The organism is Bradyrhizobium sp. BRP56 (assembly GCF_020194035.1).
Classification (GTDB): Bacteria; Pseudomonadota; Alphaproteobacteria; order Rhizobiales; family Xanthobacteraceae; genus Bradyrhizobium; species Bradyrhizobium australafricanum.
In genome coordinates this window covers 36045-61457 of sequence record NZ_JADYVV010000056.1, presented here as the reverse complement: position 1 = coordinate 61457, position 25413 = coordinate 36045, and the positions used below count along the sequence as shown (strand labels likewise).

The 25413-nt window shown below is 64.0% G+C and carries 24 protein-coding genes, 2 tRNA genes and 1 pseudogene; 21 read left to right on the top strand and 6 right to left on the bottom strand.

Going from position 1 to position 25413, the window contains the following annotated elements:
- The 3 genes and pseudogenes from I6F38_RS31560 to I6F38_RS31550 form a co-directional block, all read left to right on the top strand.
- Positions 1-251, top strand: a pseudogene (locus tag I6F38_RS31560) (hypothetical protein); the annotation flags it as partial.
- Positions 252-359: 108 nt separating this feature from the next.
- Positions 360-435, top strand: a tRNA-Thr gene (locus I6F38_RS31555).
- A gap of 951 nt (positions 436-1386) precedes the next feature.
- Positions 1387-1848, top strand: a complete 462-nt coding sequence (locus tag I6F38_RS31550) for a hypothetical protein (protein ID WP_225163157.1) — start codon at positions 1387-1389, stop codon at positions 1846-1848.
- A gap of 151 nt (positions 1849-1999) precedes the next feature.
- Here I6F38_RS31550 and I6F38_RS31545 read toward each other — a convergent pair whose 3' ends face one another.
- Positions 2000-3172, bottom strand: coding sequence for a hypothetical protein (locus tag I6F38_RS31545; protein WP_225163156.1), 1173 nt, complete (start codon positions 3170-3172; stop codon positions 2000-2002).
- Positions 3173-3480: 308 nt separating this feature from the next.
- Between I6F38_RS31545 and I6F38_RS31540 the strand changes: the two genes are divergently transcribed.
- The 4 genes from I6F38_RS31540 (at position 3481) to I6F38_RS31525 (ending at position 7191) form a co-directional block, all read left to right on the top strand.
- Positions 3481-4500: a helix-turn-helix transcriptional regulator gene (locus I6F38_RS31540; RefSeq protein ID WP_225163155.1), complete on the top strand. Its 1020-nt coding sequence runs from the start codon at positions 3481-3483 to the stop codon at positions 4498-4500.
- Positions 4501-4991: 491 nt separating this feature from the next.
- Positions 4992-5909 carry an NADP-dependent oxidoreductase gene (locus I6F38_RS31535; protein WP_225163154.1) on the top strand — a complete coding sequence of 306 codons (918 nt, stop codon included), beginning with the start codon at positions 4992-4994 and terminating at the stop codon, positions 5907-5909.
- A 97-nt stretch (positions 5910-6006) separates the two neighbouring features.
- Positions 6007-6624, top strand: a complete 618-nt coding sequence (locus I6F38_RS31530; RefSeq protein WP_225163153.1) for a nitroreductase family protein — start codon at positions 6007-6009, stop codon at positions 6622-6624.
- A 21-nt stretch (positions 6625-6645) separates the two neighbouring features.
- Positions 6646-7191, top strand: a complete 546-nt coding sequence (locus I6F38_RS31525; RefSeq protein WP_225163152.1) for a peroxidase-related enzyme — start codon at positions 6646-6648, stop codon at positions 7189-7191.
- A gap of 540 nt (positions 7192-7731) precedes the next feature.
- Here I6F38_RS31525 and I6F38_RS31520 read toward each other — a convergent pair.
- Complete coding sequence (locus tag I6F38_RS31520) at positions 7732-8790, bottom strand: polysaccharide deacetylase family protein (protein ID WP_076834987.1); 1059 nt, start codon at positions 8788-8790, stop codon at positions 7732-7734.
- Positions 8791-9101: 311 nt separating this feature from the next.
- Here I6F38_RS31520 and I6F38_RS31515 point away from each other — a divergent pair, with 311 nt between their 5' ends.
- Complete coding sequence (locus I6F38_RS31515; protein WP_057021318.1) at positions 9102-9317, top strand: cysteine rich repeat-containing protein; 216 nt, start codon at positions 9102-9104, stop codon at positions 9315-9317.
- A 115-nt stretch (positions 9318-9432) separates the two neighbouring features.
- On the opposite strand, the gene I6F38_RS31510 is transcribed toward I6F38_RS31515, so the two are convergent.
- Entirely contained in the window at positions 9433-11112 is a 1680-nt protein-coding gene (locus I6F38_RS31510; RefSeq protein ID WP_092087790.1) for an MFS transporter, read from the bottom strand.
- A 184-nt stretch (positions 11113-11296) separates the two neighbouring features.
- Between I6F38_RS31510 and I6F38_RS31505 the strand changes: the two genes are divergently transcribed.
- The 7 genes from I6F38_RS31505 to I6F38_RS31475 all read left to right on the top strand — a co-directional run bounded on the left by I6F38_RS31505 (position 11297) and on the right by I6F38_RS31475 (position 19149).
- Positions 11297-12658: a hydrolase gene (locus I6F38_RS31505; protein WP_225163151.1), complete on the top strand. Its 1362-nt coding sequence runs from the start codon at positions 11297-11299 to the stop codon at positions 12656-12658.
- Positions 12659-12741: 83 nt separating this feature from the next.
- Positions 12742-14127 carry a cytochrome P450 gene (locus tag I6F38_RS31500; protein WP_225163150.1) on the top strand — a complete coding sequence of 462 codons (1386 nt, stop codon included), beginning with the start codon at positions 12742-12744 and terminating at the stop codon, positions 14125-14127.
- Positions 14128-14168: 41 nt separating this feature from the next.
- Complete coding sequence (locus tag I6F38_RS31495; protein ID WP_076834983.1) at positions 14169-15578, top strand: adenylate/guanylate cyclase domain-containing protein; 1410 nt, start codon at positions 14169-14171, stop codon at positions 15576-15578.
- Positions 15579-15753: 175 nt separating this feature from the next.
- Positions 15754-16257, top strand: coding sequence for a TerB family tellurite resistance protein (locus tag I6F38_RS31490; RefSeq protein WP_016847256.1), 504 nt, complete (start codon positions 15754-15756; stop codon positions 16255-16257).
- A 226-nt stretch (positions 16258-16483) separates the two neighbouring features.
- The gene (locus tag I6F38_RS31485) at positions 16484-17263 is read left to right on the top strand and encodes an SDR family oxidoreductase (RefSeq protein WP_225163149.1); all 780 of its coding nucleotides are present in this window, start codon (positions 16484-16486) and stop codon (positions 17261-17263) included.
- Positions 17264-17407: 144 nt separating this feature from the next.
- Positions 17408-18223 carry a glutamine amidotransferase gene (locus I6F38_RS31480; protein ID WP_225163148.1) on the top strand — a complete coding sequence of 272 codons (816 nt, stop codon included), beginning with the start codon at positions 17408-17410 and terminating at the stop codon, positions 18221-18223.
- 116 nt (positions 18224-18339) lie between these two features.
- On the top strand, positions 18340-19149 hold the full coding sequence (locus I6F38_RS31475; protein ID WP_225163147.1) for an enoyl-CoA hydratase: 810 nt from the start codon (positions 18340-18342) through the stop codon (positions 19147-19149).
- A 137-nt stretch (positions 19150-19286) separates the two neighbouring features.
- Here the strand turns inward: I6F38_RS31475 and I6F38_RS31470 are convergent.
- Positions 19287-19362: transfer RNA gene (locus I6F38_RS31470), tRNA-Ala, on the bottom strand.
- A gap of 297 nt (positions 19363-19659) precedes the next feature.
- Here I6F38_RS31470 and I6F38_RS31465 point away from each other — a divergent pair.
- The 3 genes from I6F38_RS31465 to folD are packed head-to-tail and all read left to right on the top strand — an operon-like array spanning position 19660 to position 21193.
- A complete protein-coding gene (locus I6F38_RS31465) occupies positions 19660-19950 on the top strand; it encodes a YggT family protein (RefSeq protein WP_016847252.1) in 291 nt (96 codons plus the stop codon).
- Positions 19951-19971: 21 nt separating this feature from the next.
- Entirely contained in the window at positions 19972-20307 is a 336-nt protein-coding gene (locus tag I6F38_RS31460) for a DUF167 domain-containing protein (protein WP_016847251.1), read from the top strand.
- Between the two features lies 1 nt (position 20308).
- Positions 20309-21193, top strand: coding sequence for a bifunctional methylenetetrahydrofolate dehydrogenase/methenyltetrahydrofolate cyclohydrolase FolD (gene folD / locus I6F38_RS31455; protein ID WP_225163146.1), 885 nt, complete (start codon positions 20309-20311; stop codon positions 21191-21193).
- 173 nt (positions 21194-21366) lie between these two features.
- Here the strand turns inward: folD and ppa are convergent, their stop codons facing one another.
- Positions 21367-21897: an inorganic diphosphatase gene (gene ppa / locus I6F38_RS31450; protein ID WP_028337382.1), complete on the bottom strand. Its 531-nt coding sequence runs from the start codon at positions 21895-21897 to the stop codon at positions 21367-21369.
- Positions 21898-22062: 165 nt separating this feature from the next.
- Positions 22063-22572, bottom strand: coding sequence for a GNAT family N-acetyltransferase (locus tag I6F38_RS31445; protein ID WP_016847248.1), 510 nt, complete (start codon positions 22570-22572; stop codon positions 22063-22065).
- 374 nt (positions 22573-22946) lie between these two features.
- On the opposite strand from I6F38_RS31445, the gene I6F38_RS31440 reads away from it, so the two are divergent.
- The 3 genes from I6F38_RS31440 to I6F38_RS31430 all read left to right on the top strand — a co-directional run bounded on the left by I6F38_RS31440 (position 22947) and on the right by I6F38_RS31430 (position 25334).
- Positions 22947-23414: a DUF2269 domain-containing protein gene (locus tag I6F38_RS31440; RefSeq protein WP_225163145.1), complete on the top strand. Its 468-nt coding sequence runs from the start codon at positions 22947-22949 to the stop codon at positions 23412-23414.
- Positions 23415-23539: 125 nt separating this feature from the next.
- On the top strand, positions 23540-24868 hold the full coding sequence (locus I6F38_RS31435) for an SDR family oxidoreductase (protein ID WP_225163144.1): 1329 nt from the start codon (positions 23540-23542) through the stop codon (positions 24866-24868).
- A 58-nt stretch (positions 24869-24926) separates the two neighbouring features.
- Positions 24927-25334, top strand: coding sequence for a thiol-disulfide oxidoreductase DCC family protein (locus tag I6F38_RS31430; RefSeq protein ID WP_225163143.1), 408 nt, complete (start codon positions 24927-24929; stop codon positions 25332-25334).
- Positions 25335-25413: the final 79 nt, after the last annotated feature.

Sequence of the window (25413 nt, the reverse complement as noted above, 5' to 3'; positions counted from 1 at the left end):
CCGCTCTGGAACCAGCTCCCGCGCCGGCCGCCGAATCGGCGCCCCCGGCACCCGCCCCCCTGTTCCGGTCGAGGGCTGACCTGCCCAAGGCGGCGCCTGCGCCCATTCCGGCCGTAATCCCGATCATCCGGGCCCCCGACGATCCCGGGGTCGACGAGGACGGCCCGGTGGACGAATTTGCGGAACAAATCGGCCCGCCCAAGGCCCAGGTGGGCGGTTGGCGCGGATTTCTGTCACGTTTGGGAAGCTAATTCGCGGTTAGATAACGGCCCTATGGTTCGATACCCGCGTTGTCCTTGCCAATCGGGGTCATGCCCGATATCAGGTGGCCGCGTGATCCGGCCGTTGCCGAACGGTTCGCCGCAATAGCTCAGTTGGTAGAGCACGTCATTCGTAATGACGGGGTCGGGGGTTCGAGTCCCTCTTGCGGCACCAGTCTTTTCAAAGTGAAATCGTATACGTGTATCTTGTCGTGCCGAGCAAGCAGGTGGTGAACGTGCTTCGGTGACGTGCGCGGCAGAGATTGCGTTTCCCGCCCGAATAGATGCCTAGCGCCTACGCGAACGAAACCGGATTTTGCGGTATCCAACTCGTCACAAACTGGAACAGCGAAGTTTTTGTTGTGTTCTCACGGGGCAGAATTCTGATTTATCCATCAATATGTTGGACTGTTCGCGGCCCGTTCTTCATCCGAAGCCTCACTCTATCCTTATAAGCCTACCTACCCACATACTGGCACCACTGATTCGACCGCCCCGTGGCAGGCTGAATCGCGTAGGTGGGGCAATGTCTTTCGGACGACGGAAGGGCTGGTCGGATTGCATCAAGGGTTGCAACGCGCGCAATCTTCTCGACGCCCAGGATTTTGCGGCCTCAATTGGCCGAGGACTCAATACCGCCGTCGATATAAATTGGTCCCGAACCACCGCGCGCGATGATGTGCACGGCGAACTGCTCCGGGCTTGGCGCAAGGCGGCTGGCCGCTTTCTGCGTAAGCACGGCGCCGGTGGCCTGACGTGCACTTGGGTGCGGGAACGCCCAACAACTGCGACCCCAAGACCGAACGCGCACCTTAACTGTCACATCCCCGATGCGCTATTCGACGCGTTCGTTCGTAACGCACATCGCTTCTTCCCGAGGGGCTGCATCGCGTGCGACCCAGGAGCCATTTGGATACAGCCTGTAGGCACTAGCGGCACCTACTACCAAAAACGCCGAGAATACTACCTAAAGGGCGCACATCCCCGCGCTCGCTTGCCAATTAAGCGGAAGCGGATCTCGCAAGGTCGCGTTCTACGAAAGCGCAGCGGCACGTCTGAGGACAGCCGCGCAACGCTTACGCGGCATATTTGTCACCACTTCTTTCCGTTTTTTATTGCAGGGAGTATGCCCCGGCTAAACGTGACATTTGGTCGGCGTGATATTGATGTCGTCGAATACCTTGAGTCGAAAATTGACGTCCGCTCAGGTGACGAAGCGCTTTCGAGTGATCCTGTGGATCAAGTGCTGGAGTATATCGAAAAACTGCGAAGCCACACTGTGAGAGACGTAGAAGGTGAAGTCATATCCGATATAAGCGATCATACTCCGTTTGAGTGTATTGTAGTGTGTGACCTAAGTGTGGGCGCGAGGAAAAAATTCCAGCGTAGCGTAGCCCAACATCCAACACCAGACGGACTCGGGTACTATGGATTCTCCCCCAATCACAAAGCCTCAATTCGAGTATTAAGTTACGGCAAGGTATTTAGAGACGCAGAGCTGCGAAACCAAAGCTTTTTTTCCAAGCTTGGCCTGCTGCCTGAAGAAGTTCGCAAAGCTCTGAGCGCGGCGACGCAAGCTGCCGAGTAGAATAGATGTCGCCGATCTAATCGCGAATTGCGACGCTGAGCCATCGCGCTCATACTCTTTCGTAGTGTTCTAAATCTCAGGCGTTTCTAATCTGCGCGCTCGACAGCGCCACAGCGTCGGTCGCTTGGCAAACAGGTAGCTAGTTGCAAGTTTAGCTGCCGAGGAGCGTCGTCAAAAACGAGCTTGGGAGACCAACAACATCACCCCGGCAAATGCGTGTCGCGTGCTCACGGGCGCGACGCTTCGGCGCGATTAGTAAATCCTCACCCCGCACAATCCGCTCATGATCGCGACCGCGACCAGCGCGCCGGCGGCGAGGACGGTTACCCAGATCCGGTTGGCGGCCGTGGTAGCGACGCCGTGGGCGATCAGGACGCCGCGCAATCCCGATGCGAGATGGGCGAGCACGAAGAACACGCCGAGTGCGTAGTGCGGCACCAGGCGGATGCTCCAGGCGTCGTGGATCAGGCCGGTCGGTGCGCCCGACGCCCAGGCCCAGTTGGTGTCGATGTGGTGCACGGCCCGCGCCGAAACCAATGCGGAGTTCAGATGGGTGACGATGAACGCCGCGAGATAAATGCCGGAGCCGATCTGAAACACGCGGTAGGCATCCGCAGGCGCCGAAGCTCCAGCGCCAGGCGAGCCGCATCCCGACGGCGACCTGGAACAGCATCAGGCCGACGAGGATGGGTTCGACGAGGGACGATCGATAGACCGTGCGCCCCATCTTCATCACGGCGGCATGAACCTCGGGTCCGAGCCAACCCAGCAGATGATTGGTGAGGTGAAACGCGACGTAGAGCAGGATGACCGCCGCGGCGACGCCGTGCGTCACGCGCCATTTGGCGATCGATGGCGCAATCGCGGCTGATCCTGCCGGGCCCTCTTGCTCACCGCCGAGCAGCACATACAGGCACGCGGCCGCCCAGCCCGCGACCCAGACGAGTTCGTCGCTGACCGGGATGTGCAGCAGTCCGAGACCGACGCCGGTCAGTACGAACAAGGGCGGCGCAGCGATGCTGAGATAGGCGAGCCGCCGGGCGCGCAGCTCGAACGACGAAGGCTCGGCCTTGGTCATCCAGTACGCGCAGGCAAGACCCAGCAAGGGCGCGGCGGTCGCGGCCAACAGGCAAAGCGCCGCCAGGGCCAGTCGCCCAAACGACATCGGACCAGCAGCGGGAGAGACCGCGAGGTGAAATGCATCGAGCAGGAACGGATAGGCCATCGCTCCAGCCGCAGGGATCATGGAACGCAGCTTTTCGGCGGCCGCATTCGCCAAGCCATCGTCGCCCGACCGTACGCGGCCTTGTTCGAATGCACTCACAGAGCTCTCCAGGGTTCGGGCATCGTGCAAGAGAGGGCCAGACCGACGAATCTATTCCCGGATCATCGTCGGAGGCGCAGCACACGAGCTGGTGCTGTGGATGCTGGCGTGTACGGGCGCGGCGTTGCGCCGAGACCCTATCTCAAGGCGCAAAAACTACAGCGATACGGGTCCACCGATAGGACCAAGTTCCAACAATCCGACTGGACCACGCCAAGGCTCCTTTCAGCGTGCCCTAAAATCCAGTTCCAGGATGAAGGCATGATTCGCCTAGCGGATTCATGGGTTGATCTTGTAAGCAGGTTGCTATGCAAAACACGGCCAAATCGCGGGCCGGAAGCGGACAGGGCGAGCGGCCAGATTCGCGGATCGCCGTCTCTGCCTCGAAGCTCGCCACCGCCGATCTCAACAACCTCATGCGGGCACTTGAGATCGATGTCGTCGCGCTCACCGAATTGCTGATTCCATCAGGCCATCGCGTCGAGATGGGGACGATCGATGCACCGGCGGTCCATTACACCATTAGTGGCAGGGGACGAATTTCGATCGGCGATGGGCCTTGGATGTCGCTCGAACCCCATCTCCTCATCATCAAGCCTCCGAGCACCCCGTTCGTAATCGAAGTCGACGGAACCAGCGGCCCGAAGAGGCTCATCTCCCGCGATTGCTGGAAGCAGCATGACAGCGTGTTGCGTATCGCAACACCGACCGAGCAGCCCGAGATCATCCAGATCTGCGGCTTCTTCAACGCATCCTTCGGACAATCCGTCGGGTTGTTTCGCGAATTGCGCGAGCCCGTGGTCGAGAAGTTCGAGCCGACGGACAAGATCGACCTGAAGCTTCGCGAAGCGGTCGAGGAGCTTTGCGTGCAGGAAATCGGTATGGGCGCCATGACGGCGTCCCTGCTAAAGCAGGTCATCATCGCCCTGGTGAGGCGGTCGATGAAGTCCTCCCGCAGCTGGACTGATCGGTTTTCGATTCTCGCGGATCGGCAGATCACGCGTGCATTCGCCGATATGGTGGCGCGTCCGGGGGCCGCTCACACGGTTCAGAGCCTTGCGCATAGCGCGGGTCTGAGCCGGTCGGCATTCATGGCGAAGTTCTCGGAGATCTTTGGCCGTTCGCCGATGGCCATCCTTCGGGATCTCAGGATGCGGCAGGCGGCGCTCGATCTCACGACGACATCAGCCCCGGTCGATGTTGTGGCCTACAACGCCGGCTACGAAAGCCGGTCAAGTTTCGTGCGAGCATTCCGCAAAGCCTACAACGTTGATCCTAGCGAGTACCGGCTGCGCGTGAAGAACGCTGGGCGTGATAAGGGCACTTGAGCCAAATACCGCCTCCGAGGCATCTCTCCCGTCAAGTGTGCGATCTGGATGGGCGTGCCAATAGCGACTCCGCTCATCGACTGAAACTGTTCGTCGGGCTATCAGCGTTGACTGAACTCGCTGCCCGACCGAAGAAAAAACTGGAAACAGCAAAGGCCGAAAGCAAGCCGCGTGGGCTCGTGCATGCCCGACGCTGCGCCCCAACCGGGCTCTTTCCCGTTCCCTCGCCAGATTCGCGCACACTCGGCGCACTGATCCTCGGCGTTGGCGAGCTCTGGAGTCCAGAATGCGTGTCCGCGCGTCCAGGAACGCCCGCCGCGGGTTTCATCGCGCCGGGACCAGTGGCAACGTCGCTTTAGGAAATGCGCCGCGTCGATGGCATCGATTCAATATCCAAGGTCATTGGAGCCATCGAGTTTCGCCTTCCGGTTTTCGCTCGTCTGAAAAGGAGTTCGGAAGATGATGAGCTGCCACACTCAGGCAGGTGCACGATGAAGGCAATCGTTGTGACGGACCAAGCGGCGGGAACGGCCGGAATGAAGCTGGTGGAGCGGCCCGAGCCGCAGGCCGCGATAAACGACGTCGTCGTTGAGATTCATGCGGCGGGATTCACCCGGGATGAGCTGACGTGGCCCCCGACTTGGACCGATCGCCGCGAGCGTGACCGAACACCGTCGATCCCCGGCCACGAGTTGGCTGGAGTGGTCAGCGCCCTCGGCTATGGCACGGCGGGGCTGTCGGTTGGACAGCGGGTATTCGGTCTCGCGGACTGGTATCGCGACGGCACCTTGGCGGAGTATGTGGCCATCGAGGCGCGCAACCTCGCGCCGCTGCCGGGCGATGTCGATTTCACGGTGGGCGCGGCCCTCGTGATGCCAGGCCTTACCGCGTGGCAGGGGCTGTTCGATCACGGCCAGCTTCGGGCGGGGCAGAGCGTTCTCGTGCACGGTGCCGCCGGCGTCGTCGGTTCGATGGCAACCCAGCTCGCACGTGAGGCTGGTGCTTACGTCATCGGTACCGGACGCGCTGCCGGCCGTCAGACGGCTCTCGACTTCGGCGCACAGGAGTTCGTCGACCTCGACAACGACACTCTGGAAGATGTCGGCGGAGTCGATCTGGTGTTCGATGTCCTTGGCGGCGACATCGCGAAGCGGTCCGCGCGCGTGATTCGAGCCGGAGGAACGCTGGTGACCATCGCCGGTCCGACTGAGGCACGCCCCGCTGACGGCCGGACGATAGACTTCGTCGTCGAACCCGATCGCGCCCAGTTGAGTGAGATTGTCCGGCGGGCGCGTGACGGACGAGTGCGGACAAACATCGGCAGCGTGGTTGCCCTCGACGATGCCGTTGCTGCCTTCAACCCGACCGAGCGGACCAGCGGGAAGACGATCATTTGCCCTCGTCCGTGAGCGGCGCGCGCCTATCGATGAATGCGGCCGGCCGGCTCTCAACGAGAGTGAAAGCACTCTCGTGCCTCAACCTATCACTTCACTCACAGGACCAACCATGACCAACGCTGTTATCGAATGTATCCTGAGCCGCAGCTCCACCAAGTATTACGACCCTGCCGCCACCCTGAGCGACGACCAAATCCGAGAGCTCGTGCGAATCGGCACCGCCGCACCGACATCCTTCCACATGCAGAACTGGCGCTTCATCGCCGTGCGCACGCCTGAAGCCAAAGCCCGGTTGAGTCCGATGGCCTGGAATCAACCCGCGATCGCCGACGCAGCCGTTACCTTCATCGTCTGCGGCCAGTTGGCCGATTCCAGCGTAATACCGGAGCGCCTGGCGCCGCTGGTAGAATCGGGCGTCATGCCGGCGAAGATGGTGCCGGAATGGGAGATCCCGGCGCGCAATCTATACATGGAGTACCCACAGCGTCAGCGCGATGAAGCGCTACGAACCGCCTCCTTCGGCGCGGCAGCGATCATCTATGCGGCCCGCTTGCTAGGCCTGGGTTCGACGCCGATGATCGGTTTCGATGCCGAACCGGTGCACCGCGAGTTCGGATTGGCGAAGGACGAAGTGCCGGTCCTGCTGTTGGCCGTGGGGCCGGAGCGTCCGGGAAACTGGGCGCAGAAGCCGCGCCGTCCGGTGGCCGATGTGCTGGACCTGGTATAATACGATCTACGGAGATTACTGATGGCTCGAACTGCATTGCCAACACCGGCTCAGGTGCCGGCAGCTTCGAAACCGACTCTCGATGGATTCACCAAGAACATCGGGTTCACTCCGAATATGATGACGACCTTCGCGCTGAGCCCGATCGCGTTCAACGCATGGGCTACACTGCTCAGCTCTTTGAGCAAGGCGCTTGACGTGAAGACACGTGACAGCATCGGCCTCGCTGTCTCCGAAGTGAATGGGTGCAACTACTGCCTGACGGTTCACAGCTTTACGGCCGAGCATATGGCCAAGCTGCCGGCTAACGAAATCATTCTCGCTCGGAAGGGTCATGCCAGTGATCCGAAGCGGGACGCCGCTCTCCAGTTTGCGCGCAAAGTCATCACAACCCGCGGCAAGGTCGGTGACGCCGATATGAAAGCCGTCCGGGACGCTGGCTACACGGATGCGAACGTCATGGAGATCGTCGCGCTAGTGGCCATGTACTCCCTGACGAACTTTTTCAATAACGCGTTCGATCCCGAGCAGGATTTTCCCGCCGTTGCGCCGGCTGGCTCGATCTGAACTCTATCCGATCGCATCGGCGTTTCCGAAGATGGTTGGAGGTTTCATGTGATGCGAGCGTGAGACCGGACAATTCATCTCGGCCGATCCGAACACCCGCTGCGCCCGCGCCGGGGCGAAGGTGAGGATGCGCCTGGCCGGCACAATCGAGCAACCCGGTCAACGTTCCGGTGCTCCCGATCCGAACCACGAATGGAAACAAGCCGGTAGATGCTGCGTCGAGGGCTCAAGCCTTCGCCGTCTTGCAAAAGGAGGGCTCCAGAGGGCTATGGAGTAAAGATAGTTCTCGTCTTCACTTGGTGCGGCGCACCAGCCCTCAAACGGTCAGTCTGGAGACGGCATCTGCCAGCTCCTTTGCATGGGGTTGTTTTCGATATTTTGGTTGAGCCGCAGCCACCGGGCGCGATGGTGCCACTCTCGAAGGCACATGGGCGTTCAACGTCGTCCGGCCGTGTCGGACCAGCACAAGGTGGCTCAGAAAGCGAAAGCGCCCCTGGATCGGATCCAGGGGCGCTTTACGTTGAGAGTGCGTCTGCGGCGTTACTCGGCGACCGTCTGCACGACGTTGCCGATCGGCCGGCCCGTTGCGATCGGCTTCTCGGTCTTCGCCATCATCGCGTCGTATTCCGGCAGCGTCTCGAGCTGGGTCTTGGCCTTCATCCAGACCACCTTGTAGCCGCCGGCCTTGAGCTTGCGGAGCAGCGTCGGCAGCGCCTGCGCGGTGTGCTTCTGCAGGTCGTGCATCAGGATGATGCCCTTGTGCTCCTTGTCGAGCTTGGTCATCACGTTGTTGATCACCTCGTCCGCGCTCTTGGACTTGAAGTCGTTGGAGTCGACGTCGACCGAGAACATCGCAATGTTGCGGGTGCCGAGATAGGCGGTTGTCGCCGGGGTGTGCGCCAGCGCCGGGAAGCGGAAGAACGGTGCCGGGTTGGCACCCAGCGCCAGCTTCACCGCGCTAAAACCCTTCTCGATCTCGTCCTTGGCCTGCTGCTCGGTCAGCTTCTTGCTGGCGAGATGCGCATGCGACCAGGTATGGGCGCCGATGGTGTGGCCGGCGGCGGCGACCTGGCGCAGGATGTCCGGGTGATAGGTGGTGTGCAGGCCGATCGGGAAGAACACCGCCTTGGTGCATTCGTCAGCCAGCGCCTTGAGCACGGCCGGCGTGGTCGGCCACGGACCGTCGTCGAAGGTCAGCACGACCTCCTTGTCGGTCAGGAAGTCATACTGCTTGTACTGCAGGAAACCGAAGCCCGGGCCGCCATTGGTGTCGACCACGACGGTGCGGCTGATGCCGAGCGCGTCGGGGTTGGCGCATTTGGGCGCGGCCGCGACGGGCGCCGGCGCCGGCGCCGGGGCAGGAGTGGCGGCCGGTGCCGCGGCCTGGGTGGCATCGGCGCGCTTCGACAGCGCGGCGGTCGTCTCGACATCGTCCCTGGCGGCCTGTTTTGCCGCCGCAGGCATCGGATCGGCCTTGGCCGCAGCCGTGGTTTGCGGAGGAGCCGCGTCGGCACGCGGCGAGGAGGTCCAGAACCACACGCCGGCGATCACGATCGCCGTTACAACACTGGCCAGCATCAGGCCCAACGCACTACGCATCGCTACACACTCTCTCGGAACTTAAGGATACGCCACAGCCGTAACGAGCGATTAATGCCAACAAGGTCTTAACGCGATCCCAACAAGGCGCCGGAAGGACAAGAAAAAGCGGGCGTTACCATGCGTGATGACCGTCACAGTCGGTTTCAAGCTTCTTTGCGGCACGGAAACGCTATAGAACCGGCGTCGCATTCCCTGGAGCCGCTTCCGCTGCGATGAAATCGGAACGGGGCTCCGGATTCCTTATTTGACGCGTTTTCTTCACGCGAACCGCACCCCTTCGCGCGGAAACGCTTGAGAGGCTTTGAGAGATGACCCGATTTCTGTTCGCCGTCGTTCCGCTGGTTTTGTTGACGTCGGCCGCCCCGGCGCAGCAGCAGGGGCGCGATGCCTGCTCACGCGATGCCTCGCGGTTCTGCCGCGCCCATCTCAGCGAGGGCGATCAGGTCGTATTGGCGTGCCTAAAGGAGCATCGCAGCCGCCTCAGCAAGGCCTGCCAGCAGACGCTCGCCGATCACGGGCAGTAGACCCATCAACTGTCATTCCGGGGCATCGCGGAGCGATGAACCGGGAATCTCGAGCTAATAATCTCCAGATTCCGGGTTCGCGCTATTCGCGCGCTTCGGAACGACAATGGAGAGACTACGTACTGCTTCCCGCTGCGGTCGCGACCACCGGGATCACCTCCTTGGCGGCGCGGTCGGGGGTCTCGTCCTTCCAGCGCACCGATCCGAACGGACGCTCCAGCATCCGGCGCACGCGGATCGGCTCGGCGCCGATGTGGAAGTCGGCCGCCTTCTGATGCAGTTCGCGCTCGATCTGCGTGGCGCGGTTGCGCTGGCGCAGGAAATCGAGCCAGGTCGGGCAATGATAGCGCTCGGTCCACAATTCGGGATCGGCGATGTCGCGCGCGATCGACCAGCCATAGGCGCCGTTGCGCTGGCGGCTGAGCTGCACGTCCTGCATCACATTGTGGAACGCGCGGGCGTTGTCCTGCGCCACCCGGTATTCGATCTCGACCACCAGCGGGCCGCTGCGCCCGCTCAGTTGCAGCCGCACCTCGGGATCGGCCAGCGCATCGGTCGCGTCCTCGTTGCGTGCGCCGATCGGCGGCATCCTGAGCCAGATGCCGAGCAGCGGCGACAGCAGCATCAGACCGGCGGAGATCAACAGCGCCATCTCGACGCCGCCGACGTCCGTGATGCGGCCCCAGCACCAGCTGCCGATCGCGATACCGCCGGCGATCGCGGCCTGGAAGGCCGCCAGCGAACGTCCCGCGACCCAGCGCGGTGCGGAGAGCTGCACGCCGATATTGAACAGCGCGATCGCCAGCATCCACACCGCTCCGGCAACCACCAGCGCGGCGGCGGTGATCACCGGCTGCTTGCTCACGGCAACCGCGGCGATCGCCGCGCCCATCGTCAAAGCGCAGACCCGTATGGCGGCTTCGCCGCTGAGCCGGCTGCGGATCTCGCTGATGTTGAGCGCGCCGATCACCGCGCCCATGCCGAAGGCGCCGAGCATGATGCCGTAGGTTTGCGCGCCGCCATGCAACAGATCACGCGCCACCAGGGGCATCAGCGCCGAGACCGAGCCGCCGATGATGCCGGTCACCATGGTGCGGGTCAGCACGATCTTGATCGACGGCGAATTGGTGATGTAGCGCACGCCGGAGACGATGGCGCGGTTCAGCCGCTCGCGCGGCAGGCGCGACGGCTCGCTGACGCGATTCCACAGGAACAGCACGACGAGCAGCGGCAGGTACAGCACGGCATTGGCGGCGAAGGCGGCGACGGCGCCCGCGGACGCCACCACGATGCCGCCGATCGCCGGACCAAAGCTGCGCGCGATGTTGTAGCTGATGCCGTTCAGCGCGACCGCCGCGGGCAGCGTCTCCGGCGGCACCTGCTCGCTGACCGAGGACTGCCAGGCCGGGCCGAACAGCGCCATGCCGCTGCCGACCACGAAGCACAGCGCGAGCAGGATGTTCGGCGTCACCAGATTGAGCCAGGCCAGCACGGTCAGGATGGTGGCGCCGGTCAGCGCAATCGCCAGCGACACGAGCGCGACGATGCGGCGGTCGTGCATGTCGGCGATCGCTCCGGCCGGCATCGAGATCAGCATCACCGGCAACATCAAGGCGGTCTGCACCAGCGCGACCTTGTCGGCCTCCGCGGTCATCTGCGTCATCGCCCAGGCCGCGCCGACGCCCTGGATCAGGATGCCGAGATTGGAGAGCAGGCTCGCGAGCCAGATTCGCCTGAAGATTGAATGCCGCAACGGTGCAGTGATACTGTCGGAGCGATCACGCGGTTCGGTCATATCCGGTTCCGGTTGGCCTGCTATGGTTTGTTGGACGATTCCGGCTGCACCAACTGATGCCCGCGAAACGCGTGTCCTGTCCAGCGATTACGGCATCCTTGGCGTGGACAGGGCACAGCTAAAGCACTGAAAGACCTGAGGAAGGCCAAGGGCAGGTCAAGGGAAGGTCGGGGGAAGAAGGCCAATGGCGCTGTCGCGGCGGAGAATATTGCAAGGGGCCGGCGCCCTGTCCCTGCTGGCCGGCCGCCTTGGCGCCCCGGCCTTGGGTCAGCCGGCGCCTGCCGGTGACACCCCGCCGATCCTGTTCGTGCACGGCAATGGCGATCACGCCGCGCTTTGGATGACGACGTGCTGGCGGATGGAATCGAACGGCGTGCCGCGCGAGCGCATGGCGGCGATCAATTTCACCGATCCGTTGGCGCGCGGTGACGACAAGATCGAGCAGGCGGGCCGCTCCTCGACCGAGGACCAGCGCCGCGAGCTCGCCGAGGCGATCAGGGAGCTGAAGCAGAAGACCGGCGCGCCGCGGGTCGCGCTGGTCGGCAGTTCGCGCGGCGGCAATGCGATCCGCAATTACATCAAGAATGGCGGCGGCGGCGACATCAGCCACGCGGTGCTGTGCGGCACGCCCAATCACGGTGTGTATGCGTGGGACGACGGGCTCGGCAACGAATTCAACGGGCGTGGTCCGTTCCTGCGCGGACTGAACGATGGCGACAGCGAAGTGACTGTTGGCACCCTGTTCCTGACGCTGCGCAGCGATGGCCTCGATAAATATGCGCAAGCCGACGGCCGCTTCGTCGGCAAGCCGGGCACGCCGACCAACGTCACGGCGGAAGGGCCAGCGCTGAAAGGCGCGACCAATCTGGTGCTCGGCGCGGTCGATCATCGCGAGACCGCCTTTCATCCGCGGGCCTTTCGCGAGATCTACAAATTCATCGCAAGGCACGAGCCGTCGCGGATCGAGATCGTGCCGGAGACGGCGGTGAGGCTGAGCGGCCTCGTCACGGGTACGCCCGGCGGCGTGCCGACCAACCGGCCGGTGCCGGGCGCCACGGTCGACATCTATCATGTCGCGGCGGAGACTGGTGAGCGCATCGGCGGCCCGCTGCACAGCTCGCAGACCGGCGCCGACGGTCGCTGGGGTCCGGCGCAGGTCGACCCGTCGTGGCCGCTCGAATTCGTGCTGACGTCACCTGGTACGGCGACGACGCACATCTATCGCTCGCCGTTTCCGCGCTCGTCCGAGATCGTGCATCTGCGCGCGGCGCGGCCGCTGGGGCCGGCCGATGCCGGCGCAGGCGCGGTCGTGCTGATGTCGCGGCCGCGCGGCTATTTCGGCCTGCCGCGCGACATCGTGCTGTTCGACGGCAAGGAGCCCGCCGATGTAAAACCCGGCGTGCCGACCGATTCGGTGACGACGCTGCGGCTGGCCGCGGCCGACGTCGGCCGTCCGGTCGCCGCGATCTTCAACGGGGAGCGCATTATGATGCGGGCCTGGCCGGCATCGGAAAATCGGATTGCGGTCGCCGAGCTGACTTATTAGGTCTTGTGCAGGGTCCGCGCGCCTTCTTGGCGCCGGGATCGCATGGCCGGATCGGCCGTCGCGTGAGGCAGGAAGCGAGGACCATGAGCATAGCCGAGGTCTACGATATCACGGTCACGCGGCGGCCCCTGGTCCCGCCGGCCCCGCCGCGCGCGCCGGACGATATGGGCGCGTTCCAGCGCATGCGGGTGATGCGCAACTCGCCGATCGAGACCTGGGGCCAGCGCGCCTATGAGGACGACATTGTCCAGGGCCGTTTTCTCGGCCACTCGAGCTTCATCCTCAACACGCCGGATGCGATCCGCCATGTGCTGGTCGACAATTACGAGAATTACACCCGCACGCCGGCCGGCCTTCGCGTGCTGCGTCCGATGCTCGGCGAGGGGCTATTGATCGCCGAAGGGCGTGCATGGAAACACCAGCGCCGCACGCTGGCGCCGGCGTTCACGCCGCGCGCGGTGACGACGCTGGTGCCTTACATGATTGCGGCGGTCGACGAGACCATCGCCAAGCTGAACTCCGCCAGCGGCGGCCCGGTCGATCTGCGCGAGGCGATGCAGCGGATGACGCTGGAGATCGCCGGCCGCACCATGTTCTCGTTCGGCATGGATCGCCACGGCGCCGCGCTGCGCGACTTCGTGATGGAGTATGGCGATACGCTGGCGCGGCCGCACATGCTCGATCTGGTGCTGCCGTTGAACTGGCCGACGCCGCAGGATTTCCGGCGCGCCCGTTTCCGCAAGCGCTGGACCGCGTTCGTCGGCATGCTGATGGCCGAGCGACGTGCGGCCGGCAAGGATGACAATGCGCCGGCGCGGGACCTGTTCGACCTGATGGGCGCCGCGCGCGATCCTGAAACCGGCGAGGCCTTCACCGATGCCCAACTCGGCGACCAGGTCGCCACCATGATCCTGGCCGGCCACGAGACGACCGCGACCGCGCTGTTCTGGGCGCTCTATCTGCTGGCACTCGATCCCTTAACGCAGGAACAGCTGGTGGCAGAAGTCACGAGTGCGGCGACGTCTGGCGCGCTCGACATCGAGCGGCTGAAATTCACCCGCGCGGTGATCGACGAAACCATGCGGCTTTATCCGCCGGCGTTCCTGATCGCGCGTGCCGCAGGCGGTCCCGATACCATCGCGGGCCGTCCGGTCAGGAAGGGTGACGTAATCCTGATTGCGCCGTGGCTGTTGCACCGGCATGAGAAGCTGTGGCGCGATCCGAACGCGTTCGTGCCGTCGCGTTTCATGACGGGAACGCCGCCCGATCGGTTCGCCTATCTGCCGTTCGGGGTCGGCGCGCGGGTCTGCATCGGCGCGCATTTTGCGCTGGTCGAGGCGACGCTCGCGCTTGCGAAGATTGTCGGCGCATTCCGCGTAGCGCTGGCGGACAAGGATCCGGTGCTGCCGATCGGCGTGGTGACGACACAGCCGAACCGCTCGCCGGTGTTTACGATCAAGCCGCGCTGACCTTGCGCGGCGGTGTCCCAATGCTCATCTAGGGGCTCACCATGAGCGATACGCAGGCCCATTTCGCAGTCCTCAGGCAGACGACCGATCCGGCCGTCGTCGATGCCATGCAGCAGCTGATCGCGGACGGTCATGATAGGGATCTCAATCGCATCAATCTGCTGGATTTCTCGAGCCGCACCGGGCTCGACCAGGAGAAGGTGATTTCCGGCTTCCTGCATGCGTCGCGGCTCGGCCTGTTCGACATGAGCTGGAATGTGCTGTGCCCGGGCTGCGGCGGCGTGCTCGATGCGCATTCGACGCTGAAGTCGTTGCGCCATGACGACTACAATTGCGCGCTGTGCGCGGCCGGTTACGAGGCGTCCGTCGACGATCTGGTCGAGGTCGCCTTCACCGTCAGCCCGCGCGTGCGCCGCATCGGCGCGCATGATCCGAACACGCTACCGATCTGGGAATATGTCCGTCAGATGTTCTGGAGCTCGGGTATCGAGCTCAACGAAGATTCGCTGGAGCGCCTGCTCAAGGAGGTGACGCTGGAATCGCTGGAATTGCCGGCCGGCGAAAAGGCGCTGCTGTCGCTGCAATTGCCGAAGCAGTTTCTGATCGTGTTCGAGCCGGTGACGCACTCGGCGCATTTCTTCGACGTGCAGGGCGAGCCGACCACCGAGCGCCAGCAATTCTCGATCGTGTTCAACAAGCTGCAGGCGCCGACCGGCACCACGGTGCTGCGACCGGGGCCGCTCCGGCTGTCGCTGGACAACCAAACCGACACCCGCGTGCTGCCCGCTGTTTGGGTAGCGGCCGATGCGCTGCATGAGCTGCTCGGCAAGCGCAAGCCGATCCTCACCGCGAAGCGGATGCTGTCGAACCAGACCTTCCGCGATGTGTTCAAGGCCGACAACCTCACGGTCGACCAGCGGCTGAAGATCACCGCGCTCACCTTCCTGTTCACCGACCTCAAAGGCTCGACTGCGCTCTATGAACGGGTCGGAGATCTCGCCGCATTCGATCTGGTGCGCGCGCATTTCCACGCGCTGCTCGAGATCATCGCTTCCGAGCACGGCGCCGTCGTGAAGACGATCGGCGACGCCGTGATGGCGACCTTCATCCGGCCAGAGCATGCATTGTCGGCGGGCCTGCGCATGCGGGCGGCGATGAAGCAGCTCAACACCGCGCGCGGCAAGGAAGATCTGATCGTCAAGATCGGCATCCATGAGGGGCCGTGCCTTGCGGTGACGCTCAACGAGCGGCAGGATTATTTCGGCCAGACCGTGAATATCGCAGCCAGGGTGCAGAGCCTGTCGACGTCGCAGGAAATCCATTTGACCCAGCCGGTGATGGAATCGGCTGAGGTCGCGGGCATCCTCGATCGCGCCGCGATCAAGCCGATCCAGAAGGAAGCGGCGCTGCGTGGCATTGCCGACAAGCTCGTGGTGTACGAGATACCGTAGTCATATTGCTGAAACGTAATGCTTGCCGAAACGTAATGTCGCAGCGGGAACCTGCGCGGATTGCACCGGTTCTGTTTCCACGCCATATAGATTTCAACGGAGCGGGATCCGGAAAAACTTGATAGCCGGATAGATCGCGCTCAAATCAGGCAGACTTCATTCCACAGAGAGAACGATGCTCGACGGACTTCGCCAATTCATTGCCGATATCGTTTCCCCCGACGCCCAGGCCGACCGCACCTTCGATGACGGCGACTATCGCCTGGCGGCAACCGCGCTGCTGGTGCATGTCGTCTCGCTGGACGGCGAGCCGACGCCTGCCGAGACGCGCAAGCTGCACGGCCTGATCGAGAGCCGTTTCCAACTCGATCGCGGCGCGGCCGACAAGCTGATCGCCTCTGCCATGCGCGTCGAGGGCGAGGCCGTCGATCTCTATCACTTTACCAGTGTGATCATGCGCTCGGTCAACGAGGAGGGACGGCTGCGCATCGTCGAGATGATGTGGGAGCTGGTCTATGCCGACGGTCAGGTCAGCGAGTTCGAGGACAATGTGGTCTGGCGCGCCGCCGATCTGCTCGGCATTTCCTCGCGCGACCGCATCGATCTCAAGCATCGGGTGGCCGAGAAGCAGGCGGCGCTGCCAAAGGGCCCCTGGGGCACGGCGGACGCCGCAATCTGACGCGATCGCCTGCGCCGGCGGAGGCATCGTCATCGGCGCCAGGGATGACGAAATTTTAATGTCCGCCGCGATTATGGTCGATCCGACTGAAAATCTGGCGTTTCATCACGAAACCAGTGCCTCGCCACTGTCCACAAGCTTACACACGGCTTGCGTCCCACCGCATCCCTATGCTCTCGTCGCCTTGTTGGGGACCTCACTAGAATTTGCAGTAAGAGTTTGAAACGTGACCGAGCGTGTGACGCTGATAACCGGGGCATCGGCGGGCATAGGTACCGAACTGGCGCGCGTATTTGCATCGAATGGTCACCGTGTGGCGCTGGTGGCGCGGCGCGCCGACCGCCTGAAGGCGCTTGCCGACGAGCTCGGGGCCAAGGGCAGCGCAGCGCCGATTGTGATCCCCTGTGATCTCCAGCACGCCGATGCGGGCGACCGGATCGCGCAGGCCCTGACCGACGCCGGGGTTGAGGTCGAATTTCTCGTCAATAATGCCGGCTTCGGTCTGTTCGGCCGCGCCATCGAGCGCGACCGTGCCGAGCAGCTCAACATCATCAACGTCAACATCCGCGCGCTGACCGATCTGACGCTGCGCTTTGCCGACCAGCTGATCCGCAACCGCGGCGGCATCCTCAATCTCGGCTCGATCGCCGGATTTCTGCCGGGCCCCGGCATGGCCGTGTACTACGCCAGCAAGGCCTATGTGCTGTCGTTTTCCGAGGCGTTGCGCTGTGAGCTGGCGCCGCAGGGCGTGCGTGTCACCGTGTGTTGCCCGGGCCCGGTACCATCGGAGTTTCAGGATCGCGCCGGGTTTGCCCCCGGCTTCGATTCCGCCATCCTCAACGTTTCGCCGGAAGAGGTGGCCCGCCAGGCCTATAGCGGGTTGATGGCCAACAAGCGCGCGGTGCTGCCTGGCGCCTTCATCAAGCTGGTGCCGTTCCTGCTCCGGCTGTTTCCGCGCTCCTTCATCCTGACGGCGGTCGGCGGATTTCAGCTCCGCAAGCGCTAGCTGTCCCTGAAACGCGCCCCACTCGCCGTTAAGGCTGTTTTCTGGCCCGCGATTTGCTTCGCCTGGGTGTGCGCAAACTCACACGATGTTAACGACCACTTAGCTATGATCGCGCCTTACGTGCCGAAACTTTAAGCAGAGGCAATGTCGTTCCGGACTGACCAGAGCCGTGTCGTGGTGCCCTTCGCCAGCCGAAGGCCAGCCGCGGTCACGCCCAGGGATCAGATCTTGGATCAGGTCTCGTTGCGGCCGGTGCTGATCGTGCTGCATCAGGAGACATCGACTCCCGGCCGGATCGGCAACGCCCTGCGCGCGCTGGGCTACCGCCTCGACATCCGTCGCCCGCGCTTCGGCGACGCGCTGCCCGAAACGCTCGACGCGCATGCCGGCGCGGTGGTCTTCGGCGGTCCGATGAGCGCCAATGATGGCGACGACTATGTGCGGCGCGAGATCGATTGGATCGCCGTTCCGCTGCGCGAGCAGCGCCCGTTCCTGGGCATCTGCCTCGGCGCGCAGATGCTGGCGCGGCAGCTCGGCGCCGAGGTCGCGCCGCATCCGCAAGGCCGTGTCGAGGTCGGCTATTATCCGGTCAGGCCGACCGAGGCGGGCCGCGCGCTCTGCCCCGACTGGCCGGCGCGGGTCTATCATTGGCACGGCGAGGGATTTCAATTGCCCGCCGGCGCCGACCTGCTCGCGGCGGGCGATGATTTTCCGGTGCAGGCGTTTCAGTTCGGCAATGCCTTCGGCCTGCAATTCCATCCCGACGTGACCTACGCGATGATGCATCGCTGGACCACGCACGGTTGCGCACGGATGGATTCGCCGGGCGCCCAACCGGGCCATCTGCACTTCGCCGAGCGTGCTGTGCACGATGCCGCCGAGCGCGCGTGGCTGAAGCATTTCATCGACGGCTGGATCGCGCGCGTGCCGCAGCGGCAGTTGCTGCAGGCCGCGGAATAGCCGCCACGCGGAATTTCGCGTCGGCTTTTCATTCTGGTGAATGTGTTACTGTCGGCCGCCGCGCGCAGGCCGCATCGCCGCGCGTCTCAACAACAACAAGGCACAGGGAGATCGCCGTGAGCTACGAGCACATCCTCTATGAGGTCAGCGACAGGATCGCGACCATCACGCTCAATCGCCCCGATCGCATGAATGCGTGGACCGCGATCATGGAGCGCGACGTGCGCCACGCGATGGAAGCGGCGGCCAACGACGACAACGTTCGCGTCATCGTGCTGACCGGCGCGGGCCGCGGCTTCTGCGCCGGCGCCGACATGGACGCGCTGAAGGGAATCGATCCCAACGAGGTCAGGCGCGGCGAGAACATCCCGTTCGACATGAACCGCCGCGCCGATTGGCAGACGCGCTACGCCTACTATCCCGCGATCAGGAAGCCCGTGATCGCGATGCTCAACGGCGCCACCGCCGGCATCGGCCTGGTTCACGCGCTCTATTGCGATTTGCGCTTCGCCGCCGACACCGCGGTGTTCACCACCGCCTTCGCGCGGCGCGGCCTGATCGCCGAACACGGCATCAGCTGGATGCTGCCGCGGATCGTCGGCCACGCCAACGCGCTCGATCTGTTGATGTCGGCGCGGCGGGTGTCGGCCGAGGAGGCGCTGCGCATCGGCCTCGTCAACCGGCTCTCCGCGCCGGAGAAGCTGCGCGAGGAGACCTATGCCTATGCCCGCGACCTCGCCGATTTCGTCTCGCCGAGCGCGATCGCTGTGATCAAGCGCCAGGTCTACGACGTGCCGTTCCAGACGCTCGCCGAAGCCACCATCGATGCCAACCGCGAGATGCAGATCGCGCTGAAGGGCAATGATTTCAGGGAAGGCGTCGCGAGCTTTGTGGAGAAGCGGCCGCCACGGTTTACGGGGACGTGAGGGGGAGGGGGTTGGGTCGGAGTTCATAACACCAGCCCGGCTTCGCCCTTCGGGCTACGCCGCGGCAGCCTTCGCTCGCATCGCTACGATGGACTATCCGGGCTTGCCGAGCCGAAGCTCGCGAAGCGAGCGAAGGCTGGTGGAGCCAGGCGGGATCGAACCGCCGACCTCGTCATTGCGAACGACGCGCTCTCCCAGCTGAGCTATGGCCCCTTCGCGGCCGGGTGTTGCTGAGTATCCCGGCCGTCAGTCGGGCGCCATTTACAGTCCCGCCCAAGGCCAAGTCAAGAACAGTGAAACAGCGGTTTTCGGGCCCGCTGGCCGGCAGTTCCCTTGTTTGCGGGGGGATGAACCGATATCTAGGGCGTGATCCCGACCCGGCGGACCGCGCGAGCGCCCAGCGCATAGCGGTTTTCCGAAACGATCCTGGCCAAAACAAGAAGCGCGATGGCGGCTCAGTCCGGTCTCGTTGCGCCTCAATCGGTTGTCTTACCCGCGAGCCCCCCTCATATGCGCGCTGTTCTCGACATCGTCATCATCATCCTCGACCTCTATGTCTGGCTGCTGATCGCCTCCGCCATCCTGTCCTGGCTGGTCGCCTTCAATGTGGTCAACACGCGCAACCAGTTCGTTTCCGCGGTGGCCGAGTTCCTCTACCGGATCACCGAGCCGGTGCTGCGGCCGATCCGCAACGTGATGCCGAATCTGGGCGGGCTCGATATCTCGCCGATCATCGTGATCCTGATCATCATGTTCATCCAGCGGGTGATCGCCTATTACATCTATCCCAACGTGATCTGACCCTTTCTCGACGGGGCCTTGATGGATCCGTGGCGCTATTCCACCGAGGGCATCAGCATCGCGTTGCGCGTGACGCCGCGCGGCGGCCGCGACGACATCGACGGGATCGAGACGCTGGCCAACGGCCGTTCGGTGGTGAAGGTGCGGGTACGCGCCATCGCCGAGGGCGGCGAGGCCAACCGTGCGGTGACTGAGCTGCTGGCCAAGGCGCTCGGCGTGCCGAAAGCCAGGGTGAAGCTGTTGTCCGGCGCCACCTCGCGGCTCAAGCAGGTCGCGGTGGACGGCGATCCGAAAGGGCTCGGCGATACATTGAGGAAGCTGACTGCGGCCAAGCCGAATCAGCAGACAAGGGACTGACATGACTGCCCGCATCATCGACGGAAAAGCCATCGCCGCCGAGCTTCGCGCCCGCGTCGCCGACGAGGTCGCCCGCGTCAAGCGCGACCACCAGCTCACGCCGGGGCTCGCCGTCGTGCTGGTCGGCCATGATCCCGCGAGCGAGGTCTATGTCCGCAGCAAGCACACCCAGACCCAGGCCGCCGGCATGGCCTCGTTCGAGCACAAGCTGCCGGATGATGTGTCGCAGGCCGATCTGCTGGCGCTGATCGCGCGGCTCAACCGCGATCCCATGGTGCATGGCATCCTGGTGCAGCTGCCGCTGCCGAAATCGCTGCACACCGAGACCATCATCAACGCGATCGATCCGGCCAAGGACGTCGATGGCCTGCACCCCAACAATGCCGGCCGGCTCGCCGGGGGCTTGGCCGCGCTGTCTCCCTGCACGCCGCTCGGCTGCATCATCCTGACCAAGAGCGTGCACGCCTCGCTCGAAGGCATGAACGCGATCGTGATCGGCCGCTCCAATCTGGTCGGCCGTCCGCTGGTGCAATTGCTGCTGAACGAGAACGCGACGGTGACGATCGCGCATTCGCGCTCGCGCGATCTGCCGAAGCTCTGCGCCCAGGCCGATCTGGTCTATGCCGCGGTCGGCCGGCCCGAGATGGTGCGGGGCGACTGGCTGAAGCGGGGCGCGACCGTGATCGACGTCGGCATCAACCGTATCCCGGTGCCCGGCGGCAAGCCGAAACTGGTCGGCGATGTCGCGTTCCAGGAAGCGCTCAATGTCGCCGGCGCAATCACGCCGGTGCCCGGCGGCGTCGGGCAGATGACGGTGGCGTGCCTCCTGGTCAACACGCTGCGCGCCGCCTGTGCGATTGCCGGCCTGGCGGCACCGGCGGTGTGAGTTAAGGGCAAACTACTTCCACCGTCATTGCGAGGAGCGAAGCGACGAAGCAATCCATCGTCCCGCATGTGCGGTGGCATGGATTGCTTCGCGGAGCCTGTCATCCGGCGGCGCTTTGCGCCGACCGGGTGGCTCGCAATGACGAAATCGGCCCGGGAATGACGGCTGCGCCGTCACTTCTTCTTCGCGCGCTCGATGCCTTCGAGGATCAGCCTGCGGGCTTCGTCGGCGTCGCCCCAGCGCAGCACCTTCACCCACTTGCCCTTCTCGAGGTCCTTGTAGTGCTCGAAGAAGTGCTGGATCTGCTGCAGCGTGATGTCGGGCAGGTCGCTGTAGTTCTGCACCTTGTCGTAGCGCTGGGTCAGCTTCGATGACGGCACCGCGATGATCTTCTCGTCGCCGCCGGCCTCGTCCTCCATCAGCAGCACGCCGACGACGCGGACGCTCATCACCGCGCCCGGCACGATCGCGCGGGTGTTGACGATCAGCACGTCGCAGGGATCGCCGTCGCCGGACAGCGTGTGCGGGATGAAGCCGTAATTGCCGGGATAGCGCATCGGCGTGTAGAGGAAGCGGTCCACCACGAGCGTGCCGGCTTCCTTGTCCATTTCGTACTTGATTGGCTCGCCGCCGACGGCAACCTCGATGATGACGTTGACGTCGTGGGGCGGATTTTTTCCGATCGATATGGCGTCGATACGCATGGATTGCTCCGCGTGGCCTCTGGAAGTTGAGAACGATGTGATTTTTTGGTTGGCGCCGCCGGGCCGCGAAACGGCTCCCGGCCCGGCCTTGAGGCCGGGCTGGCCGACGCGCGCAGCGCTGGAGGCTGGTTTAGCCTTGCTGCAGCTGCGAGAGAAGCAGGATTTTCAGTTGGCCCAGGCGAAAGCGACCTTGTCGAGCGACTTGGGCCCGAACCGCTCCGAGGAGCGCGCCACCATCCGGCCGCCCAGCGCACGGTAAAACTCGGTCGCCGGCTCGTTGTCGGAGAGTGCCCAGATCACCATGCTCTTGAGGCCGCTCTGCATCAGGTCGCGGCGAGCGGAGGCGAACAGGCGCCGGCCGAAGCCAAGCCCCTGGAATTCCGGCCGCAGATAGAGCTCGTAGATCTCGCCTTCGAAATGCAGGCTGCGGGCGCGGTTGCGGCCGTAATTGGCGTAGCCTGCGATCCGGTCGCCGAACACCAGCACGCTGACGCGGCTGCCCTTGCGGATGGCGCTGTCCCACCACTGCGGGCCGCGGCGATTGATCAGCTTTTCGAGTTCGGCGCCGGGGATGATTCCCTGATACGCCGAGCGCCAGGCTTCGTCATGGGTAGACGCCACCGCCGCCGCGTCTGCAGCTTTGGCCGGCCGGACCTCGATTAGCGTTGTGCTCATGGGTGTAATCAAAGCAAGTCGGCGGGCCGCCTTCAAGGTCCATCGTTAATTATCGGTTAATCTGTGGATTTTTTGCATCAGTGTCGTGAGAACTTGTTCCGAAAGAGGACACTTGCCGGAGTTCAAGCGGCCAACCGCCGATCCGGAGCTGTGCAAAGCGTGTATCGCGAGCGCAGTATGACACTGCCATAGTTGGAAAAAGCTCATTCGGGGGCTGATTCGCGGCCAGGATTCTGCGAGCGAATCCAGACGCGATGTAGGTACTCCGACCGCGCCACGCCTGCGCCGCCGCAGTGGATTTTCGCGCCCGCCCGGCCTATGGCAGCGGCGGTATTTGTGCGCGCCGAAGTTGGCCTGATTACGAGCGGACTGCGATGACGCTCTACTTCCTGATCAAATATCTGCACGTACTCGGCGCCATCGTGATCCTGGGCACCGGGACCGGCATCGCCTTCTTCATGCTGGCGGCGCATCGCACGCAGGATGCGGCGTTCATCGCGCGCACGGCGGCGACCGTCGTGATCGCGGACATGATCTTCACGCTGAGTGCCATGCTGCTTCAGCCGGTGAGCGGCGGACTGCTGATGCTGTTGTCGGCAACGAGCATCACCGCGCGCTGGCTCGTGGTTTCGCTTGCGCTCTATGTGCTGGCCGGCGTGTTTTGGGTTCCCGTCGTCTTCATGCAGATCGAGATGCGCAATCTCGCGCAGGCGGCCGTCGAAAAAGGTCTTCCGCTGCCGCCGCGTTATTTTGCGCTGTTTCGCCGCTGGTTCCTGTTCGGTATTCCCGGTTTCGGCTCCGTGATGATCATCCTCTGGCTGATGATCGCGAAACCATTTTAGAGCAGTGTCGGCATTCCGGGGCGATGCGAAGCATCGAACCGCAGATGCGCAATTGCGCATCGGGGTATCTCGAGATTCCGGGTTCGCTTCGCGCCCCGGAATGACGCCAAATAGTCTGGGGCCTCATGAGTGACGACGCATCACATAACATCCTCGTGCTCGGCGCGTCGGGACTGATCGGGCGCGCCGTCACCGACGATCTGAGGGCGCGCGGCTTTCACGTGATCGGCATCGCGCGGCATTTCACGCCGGCGCAAAAGATGAGCGCAGCCGACATCGAGCTGCCCGTCATGTCGATGGATGCCGCGGCGCTGACGCAGCTGCTTCGCACGCACGAGGTCGACATCGTGGTGAACTGCCTCGGCGTGCTGCAGGATGGTCCGGGCAGCGACACAAGCGCGGTGCATCGCGACCTCGTCGCGCGGCTGTTGCAGGCGATCCGTGACAGCCACCGCGCCATCCGTCTCGTTCACATTTCGATTCCCGGCACAGCCGATGCGGACCGCACCGCCTTCAGCACCACCAAGCGCGAGGCCGAACGGCTGATCGTGGCATCCGGCATCCCCCATGCGATCCTGCGTCCGGGCTTCGTCATCGCGCCGTCGGCTTATGGCGGCAGCGCCATGCTGCGCGCACTGGCGGCGCTGCCGGTCGATCTGCCGGCCGAGGAGGCGGCGACGCCGTTCCAGCCGGTCGCAGTCGAGGATATCGCCGCCACCATCGCCTGGCTTGCGGCGCGCGATGTCGCCGATGAAGCGATTCGATCGGTGACATGGGACCTGATGCAGGAGCAGCCGATCTCGCTCGGCGGCGTCATCGCCCAGTTCCGCCGGTCGTTCGGTACGGCAACGCATCTCCGCATCGCGACGCCGCCGGTCCTGATCGATCTCGGCGCCCGCCTCGGCGATCTCGCGAGCCGGCTCGGCTGGATGCCGCCGCTGCGCTCCACCGCGATCGCCGAACTGCGCCGCGGCGTCACCGGCGATCCCGCAGGCTGGATGCAAGCGACCGGCATCGTGCCGAAGACAATCGCGCAAGCGGTCGGCGGGCGCCCCGCGACCATTCAGGACAAATGGTTCGCGCGGCTGTTCCTGGTCAAGGCGCTGATCTTCGTAACCCTCGTGCTGTTCTGGGTCGCATCCGGCTTCATCGCGCTGGTGATCTCCTATGACGCCGCCGCCGGCATCCTGAGCGCGCACCATTTCCCGCCCGCTTTGGTCGGGCCGGTCACGGTGTTGACCAGCCTGATGGACATGAGCATTGGAGTGCTGATCGCGATCCGCCGCACCGCGGCGTTCGGTCTGATCGCAGGCATCATCGCCTCGCTCGGCTACATGGTGGGATCGGCGATCCTGACGCCCGATCTCTGGATCGAGCCGCTCGGCGCGCTGGTGAAGACGGGACCTGCGATCGTGCTGATGCTGGTCGCGCTGTTGATGCTGGATAACCGGTAGCGTTTTCGAGCGAAGTGGGAACCGGTTCGCGTGAAGAAAACGCGTTGAGGGAATCGAGATGAGCACTTGGCCCGACGACGACGTGATCCTCTATGACGGCGTCTGCATCTTCTGCTCGCGCTGGGTCCGCTTCGTCATCGTCCGCGACACGGCACGCCGCTTTCGCTTCACGCCGATCCAGTCCGGCTACGGCACGCGACTGGCGAAGAGCTTCGGCATCGATCCTGACGACCCCGACACCAACGCCGTCGTCCATGGCGGCGTCGCCTACATGAAATCCGATGCGGCGCTGACGGTGCTGAGCCATCTGCCCGGCTGGCGCTGGACCCGCACGCTGTTCGCGGTACCCAAGCCGCTGCGCGACGCCGTCTACAGCCTGATCGCCCGCAACCGCTATCGCATCTTCGGGAAGTACGAGACGTGCTTCGTGCCCGACGCGGACATGCGGGCGAGGGTGCTGGAGTAGTCTCCGTCATTGCGAGCGAAGCGAAGCAATCCATCTCTCCGCTTGTGGCAGCATGGATTGCTTCGCTGCGCTCGCAATG

Coding starts and splice junctions, on each gene's coding strand:
- I6F38_RS31550 (WP_225163157.1), top strand. CDS start 1,387: ATGCCCCGGCTAAACGTGACATTTGGTCGGCGTGATATTGATGTCGTC.
- I6F38_RS31540 (WP_225163155.1), top strand. CDS start 3,481: ATGCAAAACACGGCCAAATCGCGGGCCGGAAGCGGACAGGGCGAGCGG.
- I6F38_RS31535 (WP_225163154.1), top strand. CDS start 4,992: ATGAAGGCAATCGTTGTGACGGACCAAGCGGCGGGAACGGCCGGAATG.
- I6F38_RS31530 (WP_225163153.1), top strand. CDS start 6,007: ATGACCAACGCTGTTATCGAATGTATCCTGAGCCGCAGCTCCACCAAG.
- I6F38_RS31525 (WP_225163152.1), top strand. CDS start 6,646: ATGGCTCGAACTGCATTGCCAACACCGGCTCAGGTGCCGGCAGCTTCG.
- I6F38_RS31520 (WP_076834987.1), bottom strand. CDS start 8,790: ATGCGTAGTGCGTTGGGCCTGATGCTGGCCAGTGTTGTAACGGCGATC.
- I6F38_RS31515 (WP_057021318.1), top strand. CDS start 9,102: ATGACCCGATTTCTGTTCGCCGTCGTTCCGCTGGTTTTGTTGACGTCG.
- I6F38_RS31510 (WP_092087790.1), bottom strand. CDS start 11,112: ATGACCGAACCGCGTGATCGCTCCGACAGTATCACTGCACCGTTGCGG.
- I6F38_RS31505 (WP_225163151.1), top strand. CDS start 11,297: ATGGCGCTGTCGCGGCGGAGAATATTGCAAGGGGCCGGCGCCCTGTCC.
- I6F38_RS31500 (WP_225163150.1), top strand. CDS start 12,742: ATGAGCATAGCCGAGGTCTACGATATCACGGTCACGCGGCGGCCCCTG.
- I6F38_RS31495 (WP_076834983.1), top strand. CDS start 14,169: ATGAGCGATACGCAGGCCCATTTCGCAGTCCTCAGGCAGACGACCGAT.
- I6F38_RS31490 (WP_016847256.1), top strand. CDS start 15,754: ATGCTCGACGGACTTCGCCAATTCATTGCCGATATCGTTTCCCCCGAC.
- I6F38_RS31480 (WP_225163148.1), top strand. CDS start 17,408: ATGTCGTTCCGGACTGACCAGAGCCGTGTCGTGGTGCCCTTCGCCAGC.
- I6F38_RS31465 (WP_016847252.1), top strand. CDS start 19,660: ATGCGCGCTGTTCTCGACATCGTCATCATCATCCTCGACCTCTATGTC.
- I6F38_RS31460 (WP_016847251.1), top strand. CDS start 19,972: ATGGATCCGTGGCGCTATTCCACCGAGGGCATCAGCATCGCGTTGCGC.
- folD (WP_225163146.1), top strand. CDS start 20,309: ATGACTGCCCGCATCATCGACGGAAAAGCCATCGCCGCCGAGCTTCGC.
- ppa (WP_028337382.1), bottom strand. CDS start 21,897: ATGCGTATCGACGCCATATCGATCGGAAAAAATCCGCCCCACGACGTC.
- I6F38_RS31445 (WP_016847248.1), bottom strand. CDS start 22,572: ATGAGCACAACGCTAATCGAGGTCCGGCCGGCCAAAGCTGCAGACGCG.
- I6F38_RS31440 (WP_225163145.1), top strand. CDS start 22,947: ATGACGCTCTACTTCCTGATCAAATATCTGCACGTACTCGGCGCCATC.
- I6F38_RS31435 (WP_225163144.1), top strand. CDS start 23,540: ATGAGTGACGACGCATCACATAACATCCTCGTGCTCGGCGCGTCGGGA.
- I6F38_RS31430 (WP_225163143.1), top strand. CDS start 24,927: ATGAGCACTTGGCCCGACGACGACGTGATCCTCTATGACGGCGTCTGC.